Source organism: Kushneria indalinina DSM 14324 (assembly GCF_003385845.1).
Classification (GTDB): Bacteria; Pseudomonadota; Gammaproteobacteria; order Pseudomonadales; family Halomonadaceae; genus Kushneria; species Kushneria indalinina.
In genome coordinates this window covers 907,183-923,660 of sequence record NZ_QRDJ01000006.1, presented here as the reverse complement: position 1 = coordinate 923,660, position 16,478 = coordinate 907,183, and the positions used below count along the sequence as shown (strand labels likewise).

At 59.8% G+C, this 16,478-nt stretch carries 18 protein-coding genes; 10 read left to right on the top strand and 8 right to left on the bottom strand.

From position 1 onward, the window contains the following. Positions 1-65: 65 nt before the first annotated feature. Positions 66-914, bottom strand: a complete 849-nt coding sequence (locus tag C8D72_RS04265) for an aminoglycoside phosphotransferase/kinase family protein (protein WP_115853121.1) — start codon at positions 912-914, stop codon at positions 66-68. A 326-nt stretch (positions 915-1,240) separates the two neighbouring features. Between C8D72_RS04265 and C8D72_RS04260 the strand changes: the two genes are divergently transcribed. From C8D72_RS04260 to C8D72_RS04240, 5 genes are all read left to right on the top strand, one after another. Continuing rightward, positions 1,241-2,005, top strand: a complete 765-nt coding sequence (locus C8D72_RS04260) for an ABC transporter ATP-binding protein (RefSeq protein WP_115853120.1) — start codon at positions 1,241-1,243, stop codon at positions 2,003-2,005. Then, on the top strand, positions 2,002-2,793 hold the full coding sequence (locus C8D72_RS04255) for an ABC transporter permease (protein ID WP_115853119.1): 792 nt from the start codon (positions 2,002-2,004) through the stop codon (positions 2,791-2,793). The genes C8D72_RS04260 and C8D72_RS04255 overlap by 4 nt, the downstream gene beginning before the upstream one ends. Next, positions 2,790-3,803 (top strand): ABC transporter substrate-binding protein, encoded by a 1,014-nt coding sequence (locus C8D72_RS04250; RefSeq protein WP_245955143.1) that lies wholly within the window; start codon positions 2,790-2,792, stop codon positions 3,801-3,803. Before C8D72_RS04255 ends, C8D72_RS04250 begins: the two co-directional genes overlap by 4 nt. A gap of 202 nt (positions 3,804-4,005) precedes the next feature. Further along, positions 4,006-4,458, top strand: coding sequence for a manganese-binding transcriptional regulator MntR (mntR, locus tag C8D72_RS04245; RefSeq protein WP_086898989.1), 453 nt, complete (start codon positions 4,006-4,008; stop codon positions 4,456-4,458). Between the two features lie 138 nt (positions 4,459-4,596). After that, entirely contained in the window at positions 4,597-6,060 is a 1,464-nt protein-coding gene (locus C8D72_RS04240) for a 3'-5' exonuclease family protein (protein ID WP_115853118.1), read from the top strand. On the opposite strand, the gene C8D72_RS04235 is transcribed toward C8D72_RS04240, so the two are convergent. Beyond that, the gene (locus tag C8D72_RS04235; RefSeq protein WP_115853117.1) at positions 6,057-6,845 is read right to left on the bottom strand and encodes an alpha/beta fold hydrolase; all 789 of its coding nucleotides are present in this window, start codon (positions 6,843-6,845) and stop codon (positions 6,057-6,059) included. The genes C8D72_RS04240 and C8D72_RS04235 overlap by 4 nt on opposite strands. 62 nt (positions 6,846-6,907) lie before the next feature. Then, positions 6,908-7,600: a 7-cyano-7-deazaguanine/7-aminomethyl-7-deazaguanine transporter gene (locus C8D72_RS04230; RefSeq protein WP_115853116.1), complete on the bottom strand. Its 693-nt coding sequence runs from the start codon at positions 7,598-7,600 to the stop codon at positions 6,908-6,910. 251 nt (positions 7,601-7,851) lie between these two features. Here C8D72_RS04230 and C8D72_RS04225 point away from each other — a divergent pair, with 251 nt between their 5' ends. Further along, entirely contained in the window at positions 7,852-8,124 is a 273-nt protein-coding gene (locus C8D72_RS04225) for an ArsR/SmtB family transcription factor (protein WP_227876013.1), read from the top strand. A gap of 78 nt (positions 8,125-8,202) precedes the next feature. On the opposite strand, the gene sohB is transcribed toward C8D72_RS04225, so the two are convergent. Continuing rightward, positions 8,203-9,252: a protease SohB gene (sohB, locus tag C8D72_RS04220; protein WP_211308755.1), complete on the bottom strand. Its 1,050-nt coding sequence runs from the start codon at positions 9,250-9,252 to the stop codon at positions 8,203-8,205. 134 nt (positions 9,253-9,386) lie between these two features. On the opposite strand from sohB, the gene C8D72_RS04215 reads away from it, so the two are divergent. Continuing rightward, positions 9,387-9,713 (top strand): SCP2 sterol-binding domain-containing protein, encoded by a 327-nt coding sequence (locus tag C8D72_RS04215; RefSeq protein WP_115853114.1) that lies wholly within the window; start codon positions 9,387-9,389, stop codon positions 9,711-9,713. 29 nt (positions 9,714-9,742) lie between these two features. Here C8D72_RS04215 and nudC read toward each other — a convergent pair whose 3' ends face one another. From nudC to C8D72_RS04195, 4 genes are read right to left on the bottom strand one after another with little or no spacing between them, the layout of a single operon-like run. Then, entirely contained in the window at positions 9,743-10,519 is a 777-nt protein-coding gene (gene nudC / locus C8D72_RS04210; RefSeq protein ID WP_115853113.1) for an NAD(+) diphosphatase, read from the bottom strand. A gap of 1 nt (position 10,520) precedes the next feature. Further along, positions 10,521-11,255 carry a DNA polymerase III subunit epsilon gene (dnaQ, locus tag C8D72_RS04205; RefSeq protein ID WP_115853112.1) on the bottom strand — a complete coding sequence of 245 codons (735 nt, stop codon included), beginning with the start codon at positions 11,253-11,255 and terminating at the stop codon, positions 10,521-10,523. After that, entirely contained in the window at positions 11,252-11,719 is a 468-nt protein-coding gene (rnhA, locus tag C8D72_RS04200; protein ID WP_245955141.1) for a ribonuclease HI, read from the bottom strand. The genes dnaQ and rnhA overlap by 4 nt, the downstream gene beginning before the upstream one ends. Before the next feature lie 34 nt (positions 11,720-11,753). After that, a complete protein-coding gene (locus C8D72_RS04195; protein WP_115853110.1) occupies positions 11,754-12,641 on the bottom strand; it encodes a methyltransferase domain-containing protein in 888 nt (295 codons plus the stop codon). Positions 12,642-12,771: 130 nt separating this feature from the next. Here C8D72_RS04195 and gloB point away from each other — a divergent pair, with 130 nt between their 5' ends. The 3 genes from gloB to C8D72_RS04180 are packed head-to-tail and all read left to right on the top strand — an operon-like array spanning position 12,772 to position 16,478. Further along, positions 12,772-13,539 carry a hydroxyacylglutathione hydrolase gene (gene gloB / locus C8D72_RS04190; RefSeq protein ID WP_115853109.1) on the top strand — a complete coding sequence of 256 codons (768 nt, stop codon included), beginning with the start codon at positions 12,772-12,774 and terminating at the stop codon, positions 13,537-13,539. Positions 13,540-13,554: 15 nt separating this feature from the next. After that, positions 13,555-15,402, top strand: coding sequence for an extracellular solute-binding protein (locus tag C8D72_RS04185; RefSeq protein WP_342768060.1), 1,848 nt, complete (start codon positions 13,555-13,557; stop codon positions 15,400-15,402). A 5-nt stretch (positions 15,403-15,407) separates the two neighbouring features. After that, positions 15,408-16,478, top strand: coding sequence for a microcin C ABC transporter permease YejB (locus C8D72_RS04180; RefSeq protein WP_115853108.1), 1,071 nt, complete (start codon positions 15,408-15,410; stop codon positions 16,476-16,478).

The window sequence follows — 16,478 nt, the reverse complement described above, 5'->3', positions numbered from 1 at the left end:
CGCCATCCTTTATCATCCATGCGTCTGAATGACCATGATCAAATATTCCATGCCGGCGACCGTGCTCAGGGATAATCAAGCCAGCAGTGCGCATCGCGTACCTGCGGCCAGGGGCACGGCCCGAAGCAGTTGAATTGCCACAAGATGGCTCGGCAGATGCGTCGGTGTGCTCCGATATCGATGGCATCACAGAACTGCCAGTAACGATCCAGAAAATGGCGCTGTTGATCGGGGTCCATGATCAAGAGTTCGATCAGGGCCCAGTCAAACTCCCGTGGCGCCCACACCAGTGCTTCCCAGTCGCTCCAGCACCAGTCGGTCACGCCTTCGATGAACTGATCGTCGCGCAGATCCGGCAGACACCATACGGCGCTGTCCGGTACGGGGATCCGTGCGGGCAGATCCCGAAGTACCGCCGGTGGCAGGTACTGATCCAGATAACGTTTCACCCTTTGTGGCCATGCTGACAGCGGCCACACGGTGGCCAGCGGGTGGCCCCAGCCTGATACGGGAACGGCATGGAGGCGTCCGATCTGTTCTCCCAGGCGCGAGGTAAATGAAGTATCCATGCCCGCGGTACGCCCAGCGCGCCAGGGCAGGCTCCATACCGGAGCACCCTGAAGGGTGCCCAGCCAGGTCATGGGCAGGGGTGGCATGGGCAAGTGCGCCGGCAGGTTACCGGCCAGACGTGTCAGGTGCTCGGCATGCGCCCAGCGATCGAATCCGAAAAGCGCCCATAGCCCGTGCCAGAAGGGATCATTGATGCTGGTTCGCGCCATGCGAATCATTTCCGGCGACAGCGAATCGCTTTTCCAGCGCCAGTTGGAGGCATCTTCCCAGTCCAGCGGCTGAGCGATGAGCTGCCGTCCCAGAAAAAAGGAGAGTCGCTCGGTAAGTTCGCACGATGGTGACATACACAGGCAGCCCTTGTTGATGAAAGGTACCGGAAGCGGTTGGCCTTCCTTTAGTATGCAAATAACGTTCTGATAAAAAAGTACTTTATGTTGATGGCCGTTATTAGGACGGGTGTTGTCGTGCATGAAATCATGGTGAATGCGGCCCCGGAGCGCTAGACTCGGCGGTGTTCGAACGGGGTGTATCGATGAAACATCGATGCTGAGAGTGGCTGACCACAACCCGCAAGGCGTCCACATGGCGCCCACTACCTGATCCGGTTCATGCCGGCGGAGGGATTTCGAGTCACGCACGCCGTGCCCTTCGCCCTGTAAAAAGGGCCTTCATGCCACCGCCAGATTTACGTTTCGAGTCTCACACGTCCGACGGTCTTTGGGTGCATCAGGCACGCCTTGCCTTTGGCGATCGTGTGCTGTTTGACGATGTGTCACTGTCTCTGCCCGCCCCCGGCTGGAGCTGTCTGCTGGGCCGAAGCGGCTGCGGCAAGAGCTCGCTCCTGCGCATGATGGCAGGGCTGAGCGTCTCAAACGATGCGCATCTGACAATGGTCGATGCGTCTCATCACCCCTTTGAGCAGCGCATTGCATGGATGGGCCAGCAGGATCTGCTGCTGCCCTGGCGACGCGTCATCGATAACGTACAGCTGGGGGCTGTCATGCGCGGTGAACGCGCAGATCCTGATCGTGCCATGGCGCTTCTCGAGAAGACCGGGCTGGGCTGGGCGGCACGCCGCTATCCGCAGACCCTTTCCGGCGGGGAGCGTGCCCGGGTAGCGCTGGCGCGTACGCTCTATGAACAGGCACCGCTGGTGTTGATGGATGAGCCCTTTGCTGCGCTCGATGCGATGACCCGTCTTGATATTCACGCCCGGGCCTGTGAGCTCCTGTCAGATCGCATTGTGCTGATGGTGACGCATGATCCCCTTGAAGCCCTGCGCCTGGGCGACCAACTGTTGATCATGCGGGGCAGCCCGGCCCGAATCGAGCGTGTCCTGCCGCCTGAAGGTGCCCCGCCGCGTGACCCGACGACCGCCTCGATGAGCCGTCATCATGGCGAGCTTTTAACGGCCCTGACGGAGCTGTCAGCATGACGCGATCCCTTTACCTGCCCCTGCTGCGGCTGATACTGGCCACCACCGTGCTGGTAGTCCTCTGGCAGCTGGTCATATTTTTCGGAGCGCCGCGCTATATGCTGCCGGCCCCCTTGAGCGTCATGCAGACGCTTGTCACACAGTGGGGGCTTTTGTGGCATCACGCCCTCGTGACCCTGGGCGAAATCGTGGCCGGCTTCCTCTGCGGGACACTGCTGGGCGCCGGGACAGCGCTGGTGCTGTCGCGCTGGGCCTTCTTGCGCTCGACGGTACTGCCGCTGCTGCTGCTGACCCAGGCCATCCCGGTCTTTGCCATTGCCCCGCTACTGGTGCTCTGGTTCGGTTACGGGCCGGGATCGAAAATCGTCATGGCGACCCTGATCATCTATTTCCCGGTCGCCTCGACCTGCTACGACGGCCTGCGCCAGACCCAGACCGGCTGGCTTGATCTGGCATCCACCATGGGCGGCAGCGCCAATCGCCAGCTTTTTTACATACGCCTGCCGGCGGCCCTGCCCTCGCTGGCCTCGGGGCTTCGCATGGCAGCCACCGCCGCCCCCATAGGCGCCATCATCGGTGAATGGGTCGGCTCCAGCGCCGGGCTTGGCTATCTCATGCTGCAGGCCAACGGCCGCATGCAGACCGATCTCATGTTTGCCGCCCTGATCATGCTGCTGGTGATCACCATCACGCTTTATTTTACCGTCGACCGTCTGTGTCGACTGGCCATGCCCTGGCAGCCGGACCATGCCGGCAGATACGCGTTGCTTAATGGAGAGATGACATGAAAAAAATGTTCGATTGGCTGTGTTTTACGGCGCTCACGGCCGTTTTACTGACCGGCGTTGCCAGAGCCGATGAGCGCGCCGGGGGCGAGGCGTCAACGCCTCTGTCGTCACCTCCCGAGTCGTCCCTGCGTCTGATGCTGGACTGGTATGTCAATCCCAGCCATGGGCCGATCATCATTGCCCAGCAAAAGGGGTATTTTCGCGATCTGGGTCTGAAGGTCACCATCGAAACGCCGGCTGACCCGACCGCCCCGCCCAAGCTGGTGGCCGCCGGACGAGCGGATCTGGCGCTGGGGTATCAACCCCAGCTTCATCTGCAGGTCGATGAAGGGCTGCCGGTCAAACGGGTCGGCACCCTGATCGGTACACCGCTGAATGTGTTGATGGTCCGCGCGGACAGCGACATCCACCAGTTCAGCGACCTCAAGGGCAAGCGAGTAGGCTACTCGGTCGGCGGTGTCGAGGAAGTTCTTCTGGCGGCAATGCTCAATCACTCGGGGCTTGATATGGACGATATTGAACCCGTCAACGTCAACTTCGCCCTGACCCCTGCCCTGTTGAGCCGTCGGGTCGATGGGGTGACCGGTGCCTTTCGCAATTTCGAGCCGGCCCAGCTGGCGCAGGAAGGGGTTGACGGGCGCGCCTTCTTTATCGAGGAGGAAGGCGTTCCCATCTACGATGAGTTGATATTTCTGGCCAGCACCGAGACGCTTGATGAGAAACGCCCTCTGGTGTCGCGCTTCATGAAAGCTGTTGAGCAGGCGGCGATGTGGATCGTGAATCACCCGGACGAAAGCTGGACGCTTTTCAAGTCATATGACGAGTCGCTGGACAATGAGGTCAACCACAAGGCATGGGAGGCGAGCATTGCACGTTTCGCGCTGCGTCCGGCCGCGTTTGATACTGCACGCTATCGGGATTTCGAGAACTTTCTGCTTGATCGCGGTGTGATTAAAAAGCGTGTTCCTGTCGAGCGCCTGGCAGAGGACGTCAATGCAATCGGTAGCTGACAGCAACCACGACGAGGCATCCTGGTAGGGAATGGCCATTTAAACCAGCGATGATAATGTCCGCACGGCACCGGACAGGACGGGCCAAATGGCCACTTTGACAGGTGCCGTCGAATACGGCGTTGTTTACAATCCTTATTATAATAGTCAACTTTTATGTGTTACTTTTATTCCCGTTTCGGCGATCGATCAAGAGAGAGTCATGCCATCAACGTCCCACCACGAACATTTTGAGCGCGTGCGCCAGGATCACCAGCGTGAACTGGTGGAGGACTACGTCGAGGAAATAGCGCATCTGCATCGTCATCTGGGGGAAGCACGCGCCAGTGATCTTGCCGACCGTTTCGGTGTCAGTCCGGCTGCCGTGTCCAAGGTGGTGACGCGTCTCAAGCGTGATGGCCTGGTCAATGCGCGCCCCTACCGCGGGATTTTCCTGACGGATCAGGGGGAAGAGCTGGCCCACAAGGTTGCCGCACGTCATCGGGTCGTGCTTCAGGCCCTTCTGGCCCTGGGTGTCCCCGAAAGCATTGCGCGGGCCGATTCCGAAGGCATCGAACATCACTGCAGTGATGAAACCGTGGCCGCCATGCACCGTTTTCTGGCCGATAACCCTCACCTGGTACCGGACTCCATTTCCCGCATGACCAGCCGTTAACGCCCCCTGCTTCCCGTCCTGACGTTTCGACATCTATCCTCAGTAAGGCCTTTCGCCTGCGGCCATGATGGTTTGTCTGCAGGCGTGCCCATTTTTTGTGTTCCAGCACGGCGCCTCGAGCGTCGGGAGACCCCGGTCATGCCGTCTCATTTAAAAGGTCAGACGCATCCGCCGCTGGCGGACACGCCGCTGATCTTTATCGATCTTGAAACCACCGGGACGCGTGCCACGCGCGATCGTATTACCGAGATTGCGGCGCTGCGTGTACTCGATGGCCAGATCGTTGATCGCTTTGAAACCCTGGTGGATCCCGGCATCGATATCCCTGATCGCATTGCCACGCTGACCGGCATCGATAATGCGCTGGTCGCCGGGGCGCCCGGCTTTGAGGAGATCGCCGATACATTTGAGCAGTGGCTGGGGGATGGCTGGCTGGTGGCGCATAATGCACGCTTTGACAACAGCTTCCTGCGCAATGAATTCCGTCGGCTGGGCCGGGAATTCCGCCGTCGTGTTGTCTGTACGCTCAAGCTGTCCCGGGCGCTGGATAAAGGCTCTCACCAGCATGGGCTGGACGCCCTTTTAGAGCGCTATCAGCTCGAGCCTCACCCGCCGCGCCATCGGGCGCTGGGGGATGCCATGACACTTTTTTCCGTCTGGCAGTACTGGGCAGCACACCATCGCGTCGATCACATCGAAACCCTGGTGCTCGATCAGGAGCGTCGCCGCAGCCTGCCTGCCCAGCTTGACCCCGGTCTGCTGGATGAGGTCCCCGCCCGGCCCGGTGTCTATCTCTTTTATGGACACAATCGCCTGCCGCTTTATGTGGGCAAAAGCGTCAACCTGCGCTCAAGAGTGTTGAGTCATTTCAATAACGATCATCGCAACGATCGAGAAATGAAGATATGCCAGCAGACCCAGCATATGGAGTGGCATGAAACCGCAGGGGATCTGGGCGCGCAGCTGCTCGAGGCACGTCTGATCAAGCAGCTCTCTCCCATTTACAACCGTCGGCTGCGTCGTAGCGCCGGGCTGCATACGTGGTACTGGCCAGCCGATGCTCAGGCGCCACAGCTAGCCGGGCAAAAAATGCTGCACGAGGATGTCGCCGGGACGCGCTATGGCATGTTTCGATCACGGCGGGAAGCCACCCAGGCACTGAGCAGCATTGTCGAGCAGCAGCGCCTGTGTCCGCGGGTCATGGGACTTGAACGTGGCAAGGGGCGCTGCTTTGCCTATCAGATTGGACGCTGCGCCGGGGCCTGCTGTGGCCAGGAAAGCCTGGAGGCGCATGCCCATCGGGGCCGGGAGGCGCTTGAGCGCCTGCGCATTCAGCACTGGCCCTGGCCCGGGCGTGTGGCCTTTCGAGAAGCGGCCAGCGATCAGGATGTGGTCTATCACCTGGTGGATCACTGGTGTTATCTCGGCAGCGTTGAGCAGCTGGATCAGGCGCCGGAAGCCACCGATATCGCCTTTGATGCCGACACCTACAGGATCCTGACGCGCTTTCTGGCCGACGAGCATGAAGGGATCAGCGTTATCCCGCTTGAAAACCGGGATCTCCCGAGCGGGATAACGGGCAGTGCTGCGCCCCCGACCTAGCGTGCGTTCAGAAAATCATCGATGGACCGTAGAAAGGCCTCGGGCTGCTCGGCATGCAGCCAGTGACCGGCGCCCTTGATGGTTTCGACCCGCGCCGCCGGCATCACCTCGTTAATGAGAGGTAGCATGTCGTTTTCGATGTAATTGGAGTTTTCGCCCCGCAGTACCAGCGTTGGCCCTTCAAAGGGCGCTTCTCCCCCCGGTGGTGCCACGATGTCACCGTAGCCTTCCTCGATGAAATCAAGCCCGACACGCCAGCCCAGAATCCCCTGATCATCGCGCGCCAGGTTGGTGGCCAGAAACTGCCTTGTGGTCTGGCTGTCGATGGCCTCGGCCATGGCGTCATCGGCTTCCTTGCGGGATTCCGGCAGCGCATCCTCGACCAGCCGATGGGCACGAAAGATATCGTCATGGCCGTGCTCGTAGGCCACGGGCGCGATGTCGGCCACAATCAGACGAGCGACCCGATTCGGGTGATGCCGTGCCAGGGTCATGGCGACCTTTCCTCCCATGGAGTGTCCCAGCAGGTCACACTGATCGATATCCAGCTGATCCATGACACCCAGCACGTCTGCTGCCATGTCCTCATACCCCATGCCGGGCGCATGAGGCGAGCGGCCATGATTGCGCAGATCCACGGCCACCACGCGTCGCGTTTGACGCCAGTATTTCGTGTGAGAGCGCCAGTTGTCAGCGCTGCCAAAAAGACCATGCACAACAATGAGCGGCGGAGCATCTGCCTGTTCCGGCACGCCTGAATCCGCATAGTGAAGCTCAATACTCATGAACTCTCCGTAACCCTGTTCATATCGACGCCATGATGCCCTGCTCGCATTCTGGCAGAGCATTACCGATGTTGCCTGCCATCATCCCCTTGTGTTTCTCCTGAGGCTTCTACGCCGGAAAGTCGAAGCAGGCATCGCTGTAGCCAGAGCAACAACATGGCGTAGAGGGGCAGAAACAGCAGCAGGCTGATGGTGAGTTTCACACCATAGTCGACCAGTGCTATTTCAATCCAGTGCTCGGCCATGAAGGGGTCGGGGCTATGCCAGAACGCCACGAAAAAGAAGATAAAGGTATCCAGCAGATTGCCGAGAATGGTAGAGCCGACCGGTGCCAGCCACCAGGGGCGCATCCTGCGCAGCCGGTCGAACACCAGAATATCCAGGGCCTGACCCAGCGCATAGGCCATAAAGCTTGCCAGTGCGATACGCCCGACAAAGAGATTAAACGACCAGAGGGCTTCCATCCCGTGCCACTGCCCCTGCTGAAACAGTACGGAGATCAGATAGGAGACCACCAGAGCCGGCAGCATGACGAGAGAAATCAGGCGCCTTGCCGCATGTCGCCCCATGAGGCGAACGGTCAGGTCGGTGGCCAGAAACAGGAAGGGAAAGCTGAAGGCGCCCCAAGTCGTGTGAAAGCCTAAAAGCGTAATGGGCAGTTGAACCAGGTAATTGCTGGCGGCAATGACCAGAATATGGAAAGCACAAAGCACCATAAGCGCAATACGCATTTTGGCATAGTCAAATATCAGCATTATTGAGTTTTTTGATCGATTTGTGTGAACCAGAAAGGTATAAAATCATCTAACCGTGAGCGCTAATCCAGAGGCTGTTTGATGAGTGAGTGCATCATCGCCATGGGACACGGTACTGCAGCGTTTGAATGCCGAGTATTTGCCGGAAACGATGCCGGCAATAGCGCATCAACCTGCAGAGCGTTTTTTTTCACAAGGAGTTAAAAATGAGTGTATGTGCCACTGCACCGATCGCGACAGCGGGGTGCGAAATGGTCATTCTCGATTCTGCACCGCTGCTCAAGGCCATGGCCAACGAAAACCGACTGCGCATTCTCTGTCTTCTCAGGGAAGGTGAAATGTCCGTATCGGAGCTGAACAGTAAACTTGACCTGAGCCAGTCGGCGCTCTCCCAGCACCTGGCCGTGCTGCGTCGCGAGGAACTCGTCAACACACGTCGTGCTTCTCAGACGATCTATTACTCCCTGCGTGGCAAGCACGCCGAGGCAGTCATTGATACGCTGGCAGGGCTTGATCGGTCCTGATCCCTGATCCGGATACGTGGTTTCAATAAACGGCCTGCCCCCTGACCGGGGCAGGCCGCTTGTCTTTTGGCAAAAGCGTTACTGCTTTTCCCAGCGCAGTCGCACCACGCGATCAATGGCACGATCGATGCCCCGCTCAATCGCCCCTTCGGTGCCCTTGCCAAGTCTTTCAAGCATCGAGCGCTGCGGCCTGAGGCCGACTTCGAGAATCTGCCACTGATCGCTGCGGGCCTGAAGCCAGGCCTCGCTGGTATTGACCTCATCGATCAACGCCAGATCAATGGCCTGCTGGCCGTACCAGATGTCCCCTTCACTGACTTGGTCGATATCCAGTGCCGGCCGGCGAGACGCGACCCAGGATTTGAAGAGATCGTGGGTCTTTTCCAGATCGTCCAGAAACTTCTGGCGCCCCTCCTCGGTATTTTCGCCCAGCATGGTCAGGGTTCTCTTGTGACGACCTGCCGTCAGGATTTCAACATCGACATCGTTTTTCTTGAGCAGGCGGTGCAGGTTGGGCACCTGAGCGACCACACCGATCGAGCCGATAACGGCAAAGGGGGCCGCGATCAAACGATCGGCGCAGCAGGCCATCATGTAGCCACCGCTGGCGGCCACCTTGTCCACGCTGACCGTCAGTCTGAGGCCCGCCTCACGCAGGCGATCCAGCTGGGCACTGGCCAGACCATAGGCGTGGACCAGCCCCCCGCCTGACTGCAGGCGCACCAGCACCTCATCGTTGGGCCTCGCGGCCATGAGAACGCTGGTAATCTCCTCCGTGAAGGCAGGCACGCGTGACGCTCTCAAATCGCCGTCGAAATCCAGCACCCAGAGGGTGTTGCGCCCATCAGCGGCCTGTTTCTGCTTTTTGGCCGCCTTCTGTTCTGCCTTGTGCGCCTTCAGTCGGGCCTTGATATTGCGCTCGCGCTCCCCTGCCTTGAGCGTGGCATCCTCAAGTGTTTCGCGATGGCGCCGAAAATATTCTCCGCGATTGCGCACATGAAGTCTGGCACTGCGCCCCTGGCGCTGACTGCGCGCCCGAACCATGAGCATCAGGACCACGGCAATGGCCACGACGACCGTGACACTCTGTGCCAGAAACAGCGCGTAGCTGGATAACCATTCGCCCACGTTTTCAACCTCCCGGGTATAACGGATAGAATGCGCGCCATCATCGCACATGAGGCCTCAATGTGCTGAGGACCAGGCATGGCGTGCCATGAAATGGCTATCATGTATTTTTTAATCATTAACCGGACATAAAGATGGTCGATACCGCGCCACTGATTGCAAAACTTCACGAACGCTTTGACGCAGAAGCGGCAGCGGGTGTCCACGAGACCCTGCAGCTCGAACTGGCTGAAGGGCAACGCTATTTTGTCGTGATCAATGATGGAACACTGGATATTCAGGAAGGGAACCACGAGGCGCCTTCCGTCACACTCATGACCGATACCCGCACCTTCGAGCGGCTGATCAACAAGGAGCTCAGCGGGATGCAGGCGGTCATGTCCGGCAAGGTTCGCGCCCGCGGCGATATCATGCTGGCGTCACGCCTGACCCGCCTTTTTCGTCGCCGCGGCGACGCCTAGCCTCTCCGGCGCCGCCACGTTTTGAGTGCTCACTCCCGAGTGGCGCTGCCTCGAAGGAAGTTTTCGATCAGGGCGCTTGAGATGGAATAGGATGGCGGCAGCCCCGGCAACTGATCGGCAGTAAACCAGTCGGCAGCCTCGATCTCGACCCCGTCGATATGAAGGTCGCGGCTGGCCGCCTCGGCGTAAAACCCCATCATGAAAGAGTGTGGCATCGGCCATGACTGGCTCTTGAAGTAGCTGACCCGGCCTACCTGCACGCCAACTTCCTCGAACACCTCACGGCGAACGGCCTCTTCTGCCGATTCACCGGGCTCGATAAAACCGGCCAGCGTACTAAAGCGCCCGGTGGGGAAGCGCGGGCTTCGTGCCAGCAGCAGCTGATCGCGCCAGGTCACCAGGGTGATGATGCAGGGGGATATTCTGGGGTAGCTTCGAAAGCTGCAGGCCGGACATGCCATCATGAACTCGCCGGGGCGACGGCGCATGCGTGTCCCGCAGCGGCCGCAAAAGCGATGATCCTGTGCCCAGCGCACGATCTGCAGTGCCGTGGAGATCAGCCCAAAGGATTGTTCGGGCAGTGCGCCCAGCCAGTGACGCGCCGGCAGCCACTGCTCTTCTCCCGGCTCTGATAACACGGCGACCGGCACCTCGTTCCAGTAGCCGATGGCGATGGCACCGTCCGGCCAGCGGCCTCGAGGCTGCAGGATGCCGCCCTGCCCGTTGTCGGCGATGCCATGCTCACCGACGCGAATCAGATAGCCTTCGCGGCAGCCGGTCAGCGTTCGAATATCGCGTGTCAGCACCTCAAGCTCCCAGTTCGTCCCAAAGACAGATGCCCTTTTCCCTCATTCTGGCCAGTTTTTGCTGGTGTGCCTGTGCTTCTTCATCACTGGCAGTAATCACGCGTAGCGGCACCCGCTCGGCCGACAGCCGGCGAATGGCAAAGCCCGTGTTGCCACTGCTGTTGCTGTCGGCATCCCGCTCTGCCCCCAGGGTCAGTGCCGTCTGCCCGCCGGTCATGGCCAGATAGACATCGGCCAGAATCTCGGAGTCCAGCAAAGCGCCGTGCAGTTCGCGGCGGCCGTTGTCGATATCGTAGCGCTTGCACAGGGCGTCCAGACTGTTGCGCTGCCCCGGGTGGCGATCGCGCGCCATCTTCAGCGTGTCCAGTATGCTGCATTTTGATGCCAGCGGCCCCAGCGCTTCGTTGCCACGCGCCCGGTTGACCATGGCAAATTCGTGATCGATAAAGCCTACGTCAAAGGGGGCGTTGTGAATGACCAGCTCGGCGCCCTGCACAAACTCCCAGAACTCGTGGGCGATATCGGCAAATACCGGCTCGTTGGCCACGCGCGCATCCGTGATGCCATGCACTTCAATGGCTTCCGGGTCGATGGCGCGCTCGGGGTTGATGTACTGGTGATAGTGTCGCCCGGTCAGGCGACGGTTAATGACTTCGACACCACCGATTTCGATCAGGCGGTGCCCGTCCCTGACTTCGATACCCGTGGTTTCCGTATCAAGAACGATCTGTCTCATGACATTTTCTCGCGGGTTTTGAGTTCATCCATGGCGTCATTGGCCAGCTGATCGGCCAATTCATTGCCTTCATGGCCGGCATGGCCCTTGAGCCAGTGCCATTCAATCTCGTGTCGACGGGACTCTTCCAGCAGCATCTTCCAGAGCTCGGCATTTTTTACCGGCGCCTTCGATGCCGTTTTCCAGTCCTTTTTGACCCAGTTGTGAATCCACTGGGTGATGCCCTGACGGACATACTGCGAATCGGTCCAGAGTTCGATGCGACAGGGGCGAGTCAGCGCCCGCAGAGCAGAGATGGCAGCCATCAGCTCCATGCGGTTGTTGGTGGTGTGCGCCTCGCCGCCCTTCAGGCACTTTTCATGAGGACCACTGCGCAGAACCGCGCCCCAGCCGCCCGGACCGGGGTTGCCCCGGCACCCACCGTCGGTATGGATAATGACATGGGGACGTACTTCATCGCTCACTGCGCGCCTCGTGGTATCCGTTATCAGAACACCATTATGCCATGACACCCGGGGGCGCTGTCGGGCTGCGTTGTTTCCTTTCCCGGGCAATGTCGCTTGAAGAGTTGTGATTCGGCGTGTCATGCGCCTTTTGAGAACTCATGAGCTGGACGATGTCATGTGACGGCTCGTGCCCGGATTCATGCGACATGCAGGCCATCGAAGAGACCTTGCTGCCGAGCATGGCGCCAGGGTCAAAGCGCTTTTTAAGCGGAATCATGCGACACATCTGGCGTTTTGCACTGATCACCCAGGCACGACCCAGCGGCAGGTTGTGGCGCCGGCCCCAGGTCTCCATGAGAAGCCAGTCCGGCGTGTTTTCGAAAGGCACAAAGCCGCAGTAATCGATACGCTCAATGTTGAAATCGATAAACGCCAGCCAGTCGCGCAGCCGACCCGGGGTCAGCCATCGGCTACGCTGATAAAAGCGCTCATGACACCGCTTGAGCCGTGCCGGGCCTGCAATGCCCAGCGGATGCCAGCCGATCAGTATCAAACGACCGCTGTCGCTGGTGACGCGAGCGGCTTCACGCAGCAGATGGCCGGGCTGAGGCGCCACTTCCAGCATATGATGCACCAGGACCAGCTCCAGTGCCTCATCGGCCAGTGGCAGGGCTTCGGGGCGACAGACGAGGGTCGAGGGATGCTCAGCCAGATCGCGCTGTGGCGCCCAGCTGATGCGATGGCGAATGCTGTCGTGGGCCAGCAGCGGCGGCGCTACACCGATCTCAAGGGCATGCTGTACGCCGGATCTGGCCAGCAATGGGTGCAGACACTGTTTCTCTGCCTGCCACTGTCGCCTGCCATGGGAGGTCTGCCAGTAACGCTGTCCGGCAAGGAACTGTTCGCTGAACGCTGCCTGGTCGGCGTGGTGATTTGACATGCAGGGCCCCTGATCGCATGGTTATCGCGTTTAATGACCACCCCGGTTGTCGAGGCTGGCGGTTACCCGAAACATTCGTTACATCGGGCACATTGCGCCCTTTTTGCAACCTACTTTATCGAGGATTGTCATGTTGACCGTCAAACCACTGCCGGCGTTCCAGGATAATTACATCTGGGTGATGCAACAGGACAACACGGGCAGCGTTGTCGTGGTCGATCCGGGTGAGGCACAGCCGGTCATCGACTATCTGGAGCGTACCGGTGCATGCCTTGAAGCCATCCTGATTACCCATCATCACCAGGACCACACCGGTGGTCTGGACGAGCTCAAAACACGCTACTCGCCACGGGTCATCGGTCCCGATAATTCGTCCATCGCGGGTATCGACGAAGCTGTTGGAGAAGGTGATCGCTTTCGTCTGATGGGGCGCCACTTTGAGGTCATGGCCACGCCCGGCCACACCCTGGATCATATCTCCTTTCTCTCCAGCGGCACGCCGTCTCTGCTCTTTTGCGCCGACACGCTCTTCTGCGGCGGCTGCGGACGTCTTTTCGAGGGCACGCCTGAGCAGATGCATCAGGCCCTGACGCGCTTTGCCGAGCTTGATGATGACACGCTGGTCTTTGGTGCACATGAATATACGCTTGCCAACCTGAAGTTCGCCCAGGCCGCCGAGCCGGACAACAGTGCCCGCGACACTCTGCTCGAGGAGTGCCAAAAGGCGCGTGAACTCGACCGCCCCACTCTGCCCAGTACCATCGGTCGTGAGTGCCTCATCAACCCGTTCATGCGCGTTCATCTGGAGAGTGTACAGCGTGGCGCGGTGGAACAGGGAGATACCCACGACGCCCAGGCAACCTTTGCCACCCTGCGCGCCTGGAAGGATCGGTTTTGAAGGTACACGCCTGACATGATGCGTATGAATCGGTGGCGCGGCCTGCTGGGGGCAGGTCTTATGATGGCCCTGACGGCCCAGGGGCTACAGGCCGCTCCCGTCAGTGACGTACCGACCGTGCATGGCATCTCGCTTTACGATACGCCCGAGCTGCCGGCTGGGTTTGATCACTTCCCCTGGGTCAATGTGCAGGCGCCAAAGGGTGGCGACATGGTGCGCGCCGCCCAGGGCAGCTTTGACTCGCTCAATCCCTTCATCGTGCGGGGCGACCCGGCCAGCGGGCTTAACGCCTTCGGCGGTCTGCCCTTTGATACGCTGATGGTGGAAAATCCCGATGAACCCTTCACCCTGTATGGGCTTCTGGCGGCGGGTATTCGGCTGGATCCGGACCGGCACTGGATGGAGATCGATCTGGATTCCCGGGCGCGCTTTCATGATGGTAGCCCGGTGACGGCCGAAGATGTTGTCACCACCTTCGAGACCCTGAAAACCCAGGGTTCTCCCCTGTATCGGGCTTACTATGCCGACGTCACCGGGGTGGAGATGCTGTCACCCTGTACCGTGCGCTTTGAGTTCAGTGCCAATAACTCGCGGGAACTGCCGCTGATCCTGGGACAGATGCCGGTGTTGTCGGCAGCCGATATTCGCGAGCGTGACATCACGCGCCCTACGCTTGACCCCCTGATGGGCTCAGGCCCTTATCGCATCGCCTCCGTTCAGCCCGGCCAGCGCATTGTCTATCAGCGTGACGACAGCTACTGGGCCCGCGACCTGCCGGTCAATCGTGGGCGTTACAACATCGACCGCCTGATCTTTGACTACTATCGCGACCCCAGCGTGGCCCTGACGGCCTTTCGAGCCGGCCGCGTCGATCTGCGGGTCGAGAACATCGCGCGCAACTGGGTCACCGGTTATGACTTCCCTGCCGCGCGGCAGGGACTGGTCAAACGCGTTGAGATCGAAGATCACAATCCGGCCCCCATGCAGGGCTTTGTGATGAACCTGCGCCGGGATATCTTCAAGGACCGACGCGTTCGACAGGCGCTGGGGCTGGCGTTTGATTTCGAATGGCTCAATCGCAATCTCTTTTATGGTCTCTACGTCCGTACACAGGGATTTTTTGACCACTCCACCATGGAAGCCAAAGAACTGCCGGACGCGGGCGAGCGCGACCTTCTCACCCCCTGGCGTGGTCAGCTGCCCGAGGAGGTCTTCGACTCGCCCCTGCCCATCGAGGCACCACAAAAGCTGCGGCCCAGACTGAAAAAGGCGCTGGACCTTCTGTATGAGGCCGGTTATGAAGTGCGTGATAATCGAATGGTCGATCGGGAAACCGGGCAGCCGCTGCGTTTTGAGCTGCTGCTGCGGGATTCAAGCCTTGAGCGCATGGCGCTGCCTATGGTGCGTAACCTCGCGCGCCTGGGGGTAGAGGTCAATATTCGTACCGTGGACGCGAGTCAGTATCTGGTACGGCTGCGCCAGTTTGATTTCGACATGACCACCACCGTCATTGCCCAGAGCAACAATCCCGGCAACGAGCAGCGCGAGTACTGGGGCAGTGAATATGCCGATCAGCCACAAAGCCGCAATCTCATGGGGATTGAAAGCCCGGTGATTGATGATCTCATTGACCATATTATCCGGGCAGACTCACGCGAGGCGCTGGCGTCGGCCGCCTCGGCACTGGATCGTGTTCTGCGCTGGGGCTTTTACGTGATTCCCCAGTATCACTCGCCGGTGACCCGACTGGCCTACTGGAAAAAATTTGCCGTGCCCGATCAAAGCCCCGAGTACGGTCTGGATCTCGACAGCTGGTGGGTCGACACACAGGGCGCCCGTCAGATTGACGCCCAGCAGGAGTAGTGCCCATGGCACGTTATATCGTGATGCGTGTACTACTGATGGTGCCGACCCTGCTGGCGGTACTATTGCTCAATTTCATCATCGTGCAGGCCGCACCCGGCGGGCCGGTCGAGCAGATGCTGTCGCGCATCGAGGGAATGGGCTCAAACGCGACGCTCGGGGGTGGCAGTGACGGGGTCGTGGCCAGCGGGGACGCCACGCGCGGAACGCGTGGCATTGATCCTGTCTTCATCGAGGAGCTCAACACGCAGTTCGGCTTCGACAAGCCGTTGTGGCAGCGTTTTGCCATCATGGTGGGCAACTATGCGCAACTGGATTTTGGCGAGAGTTTCTTTCGCGGCCAGCCGGTCACGGACCTGATCGTTGATCGATTGCCGGTCTCCATCTCACTGGGGCTCTGGAGCACGCTGCTGGTCTATCTCATCTCCGTACCGCTGGGCATTCTCAAGGCGGTGCGTCAGGGCAGCCGGTTCGATCTATGGAGCTCGGCGCTGGTCATTGTGGGCTACGCCATCCCCGGCTTTCTGTTCGCGCTGCTGTTGATCGTGGTGTTTGCCGGTGGAAGCTATCTCAACTGGTTTCCGCTGCGCGGACTGACCTCGCCCGAGTTTGACCAGCTCTCCTGGTGGGGAAAAATCATCGACTACTTCTGGCATATCGCTCTGCCGGTTACCGCACTGACCATCGGCAGCTTCGCCACCCTCGCCTTTTTGACCCGCAACAGCTTTCTGGAAGAGATTCACAAGCAGTACGTGATGACCGCGCGTGCCAAGGGTGCCTCCGAGCGACGCCGGCTTTACGGCCATGTGTTTCGCAACGCCATGCTGATCGTGATCGCGGGTCTGCCCTCGGCACTGGTGGGCATCTTCTTTACCGGGGCGCTTTTGATCGAGGTGCTCTTCTCGCTCGATGGTCTTGGGATGCTCGGCTACGAGGCCGTACTGCAGCGGGACTATCCGGTCATCTTTGGCACGCTGTTTCTCTTTACGCTGATCGGTCTGGTGCTGAAGCTGATCTCCGATCTGACCTATGTGGCCATCGATCCGCGTATCGATTTTGAACGACGGGAGAGCTAG

What these genes read in the sequence shown, in the direction of transcription:
- C8D72_RS04265 (WP_115853121.1), bottom strand. Translation starts at nt 914, where the DNA reads ATGTCACCATCGTGCGAACTTACCGAGCGACTCTCCTTTTTTCTGGGA.
- C8D72_RS04260 (WP_115853120.1), top strand. Translation starts at nt 1,241, where the DNA reads ATGCCACCGCCAGATTTACGTTTCGAGTCTCACACGTCCGACGGTCTT.
- C8D72_RS04255 (WP_115853119.1), top strand. Translation starts at nt 2,002, where the DNA reads ATGACGCGATCCCTTTACCTGCCCCTGCTGCGGCTGATACTGGCCACC.
- C8D72_RS04250 (WP_245955143.1), top strand. Translation starts at nt 2,790, where the DNA reads ATGAAAAAAATGTTCGATTGGCTGTGTTTTACGGCGCTCACGGCCGTT.
- mntR (WP_086898989.1), top strand. Translation starts at nt 4,006, where the DNA reads ATGCCATCAACGTCCCACCACGAACATTTTGAGCGCGTGCGCCAGGAT.
- C8D72_RS04240 (WP_115853118.1), top strand. Translation starts at nt 4,597, where the DNA reads ATGCCGTCTCATTTAAAAGGTCAGACGCATCCGCCGCTGGCGGACACG.
- C8D72_RS04235 (WP_115853117.1), bottom strand. Translation starts at nt 6,845, where the DNA reads ATGAGTATTGAGCTTCACTATGCGGATTCAGGCGTGCCGGAACAGGCA.
- C8D72_RS04230 (WP_115853116.1), bottom strand. Translation starts at nt 7,600, where the DNA reads ATGCTGATATTTGACTATGCCAAAATGCGTATTGCGCTTATGGTGCTT.
- C8D72_RS04225 (WP_227876013.1), top strand. Translation starts at nt 7,852, where the DNA reads ATGGTCATTCTCGATTCTGCACCGCTGCTCAAGGCCATGGCCAACGAA.
- C8D72_RS04215 (WP_115853114.1), top strand. Translation starts at nt 9,387, where the DNA reads ATGGTCGATACCGCGCCACTGATTGCAAAACTTCACGAACGCTTTGAC.
- dnaQ (WP_115853112.1), bottom strand. Translation starts at nt 11,255, where the DNA reads ATGAGACAGATCGTTCTTGATACGGAAACCACGGGTATCGAAGTCAGG.
- C8D72_RS04195 (WP_115853110.1), bottom strand. Translation starts at nt 12,641, where the DNA reads ATGTCAAATCACCACGCCGACCAGGCAGCGTTCAGCGAACAGTTCCTT.
- gloB (WP_115853109.1), top strand. Translation starts at nt 12,772, where the DNA reads ATGTTGACCGTCAAACCACTGCCGGCGTTCCAGGATAATTACATCTGG.
- C8D72_RS04185 (WP_342768060.1), top strand. Translation starts at nt 13,555, where the DNA reads ATGATGCGTATGAATCGGTGGCGCGGCCTGCTGGGGGCAGGTCTTATG.
- C8D72_RS04180 (WP_115853108.1), top strand. Translation starts at nt 15,408, where the DNA reads ATGGCACGTTATATCGTGATGCGTGTACTACTGATGGTGCCGACCCTG.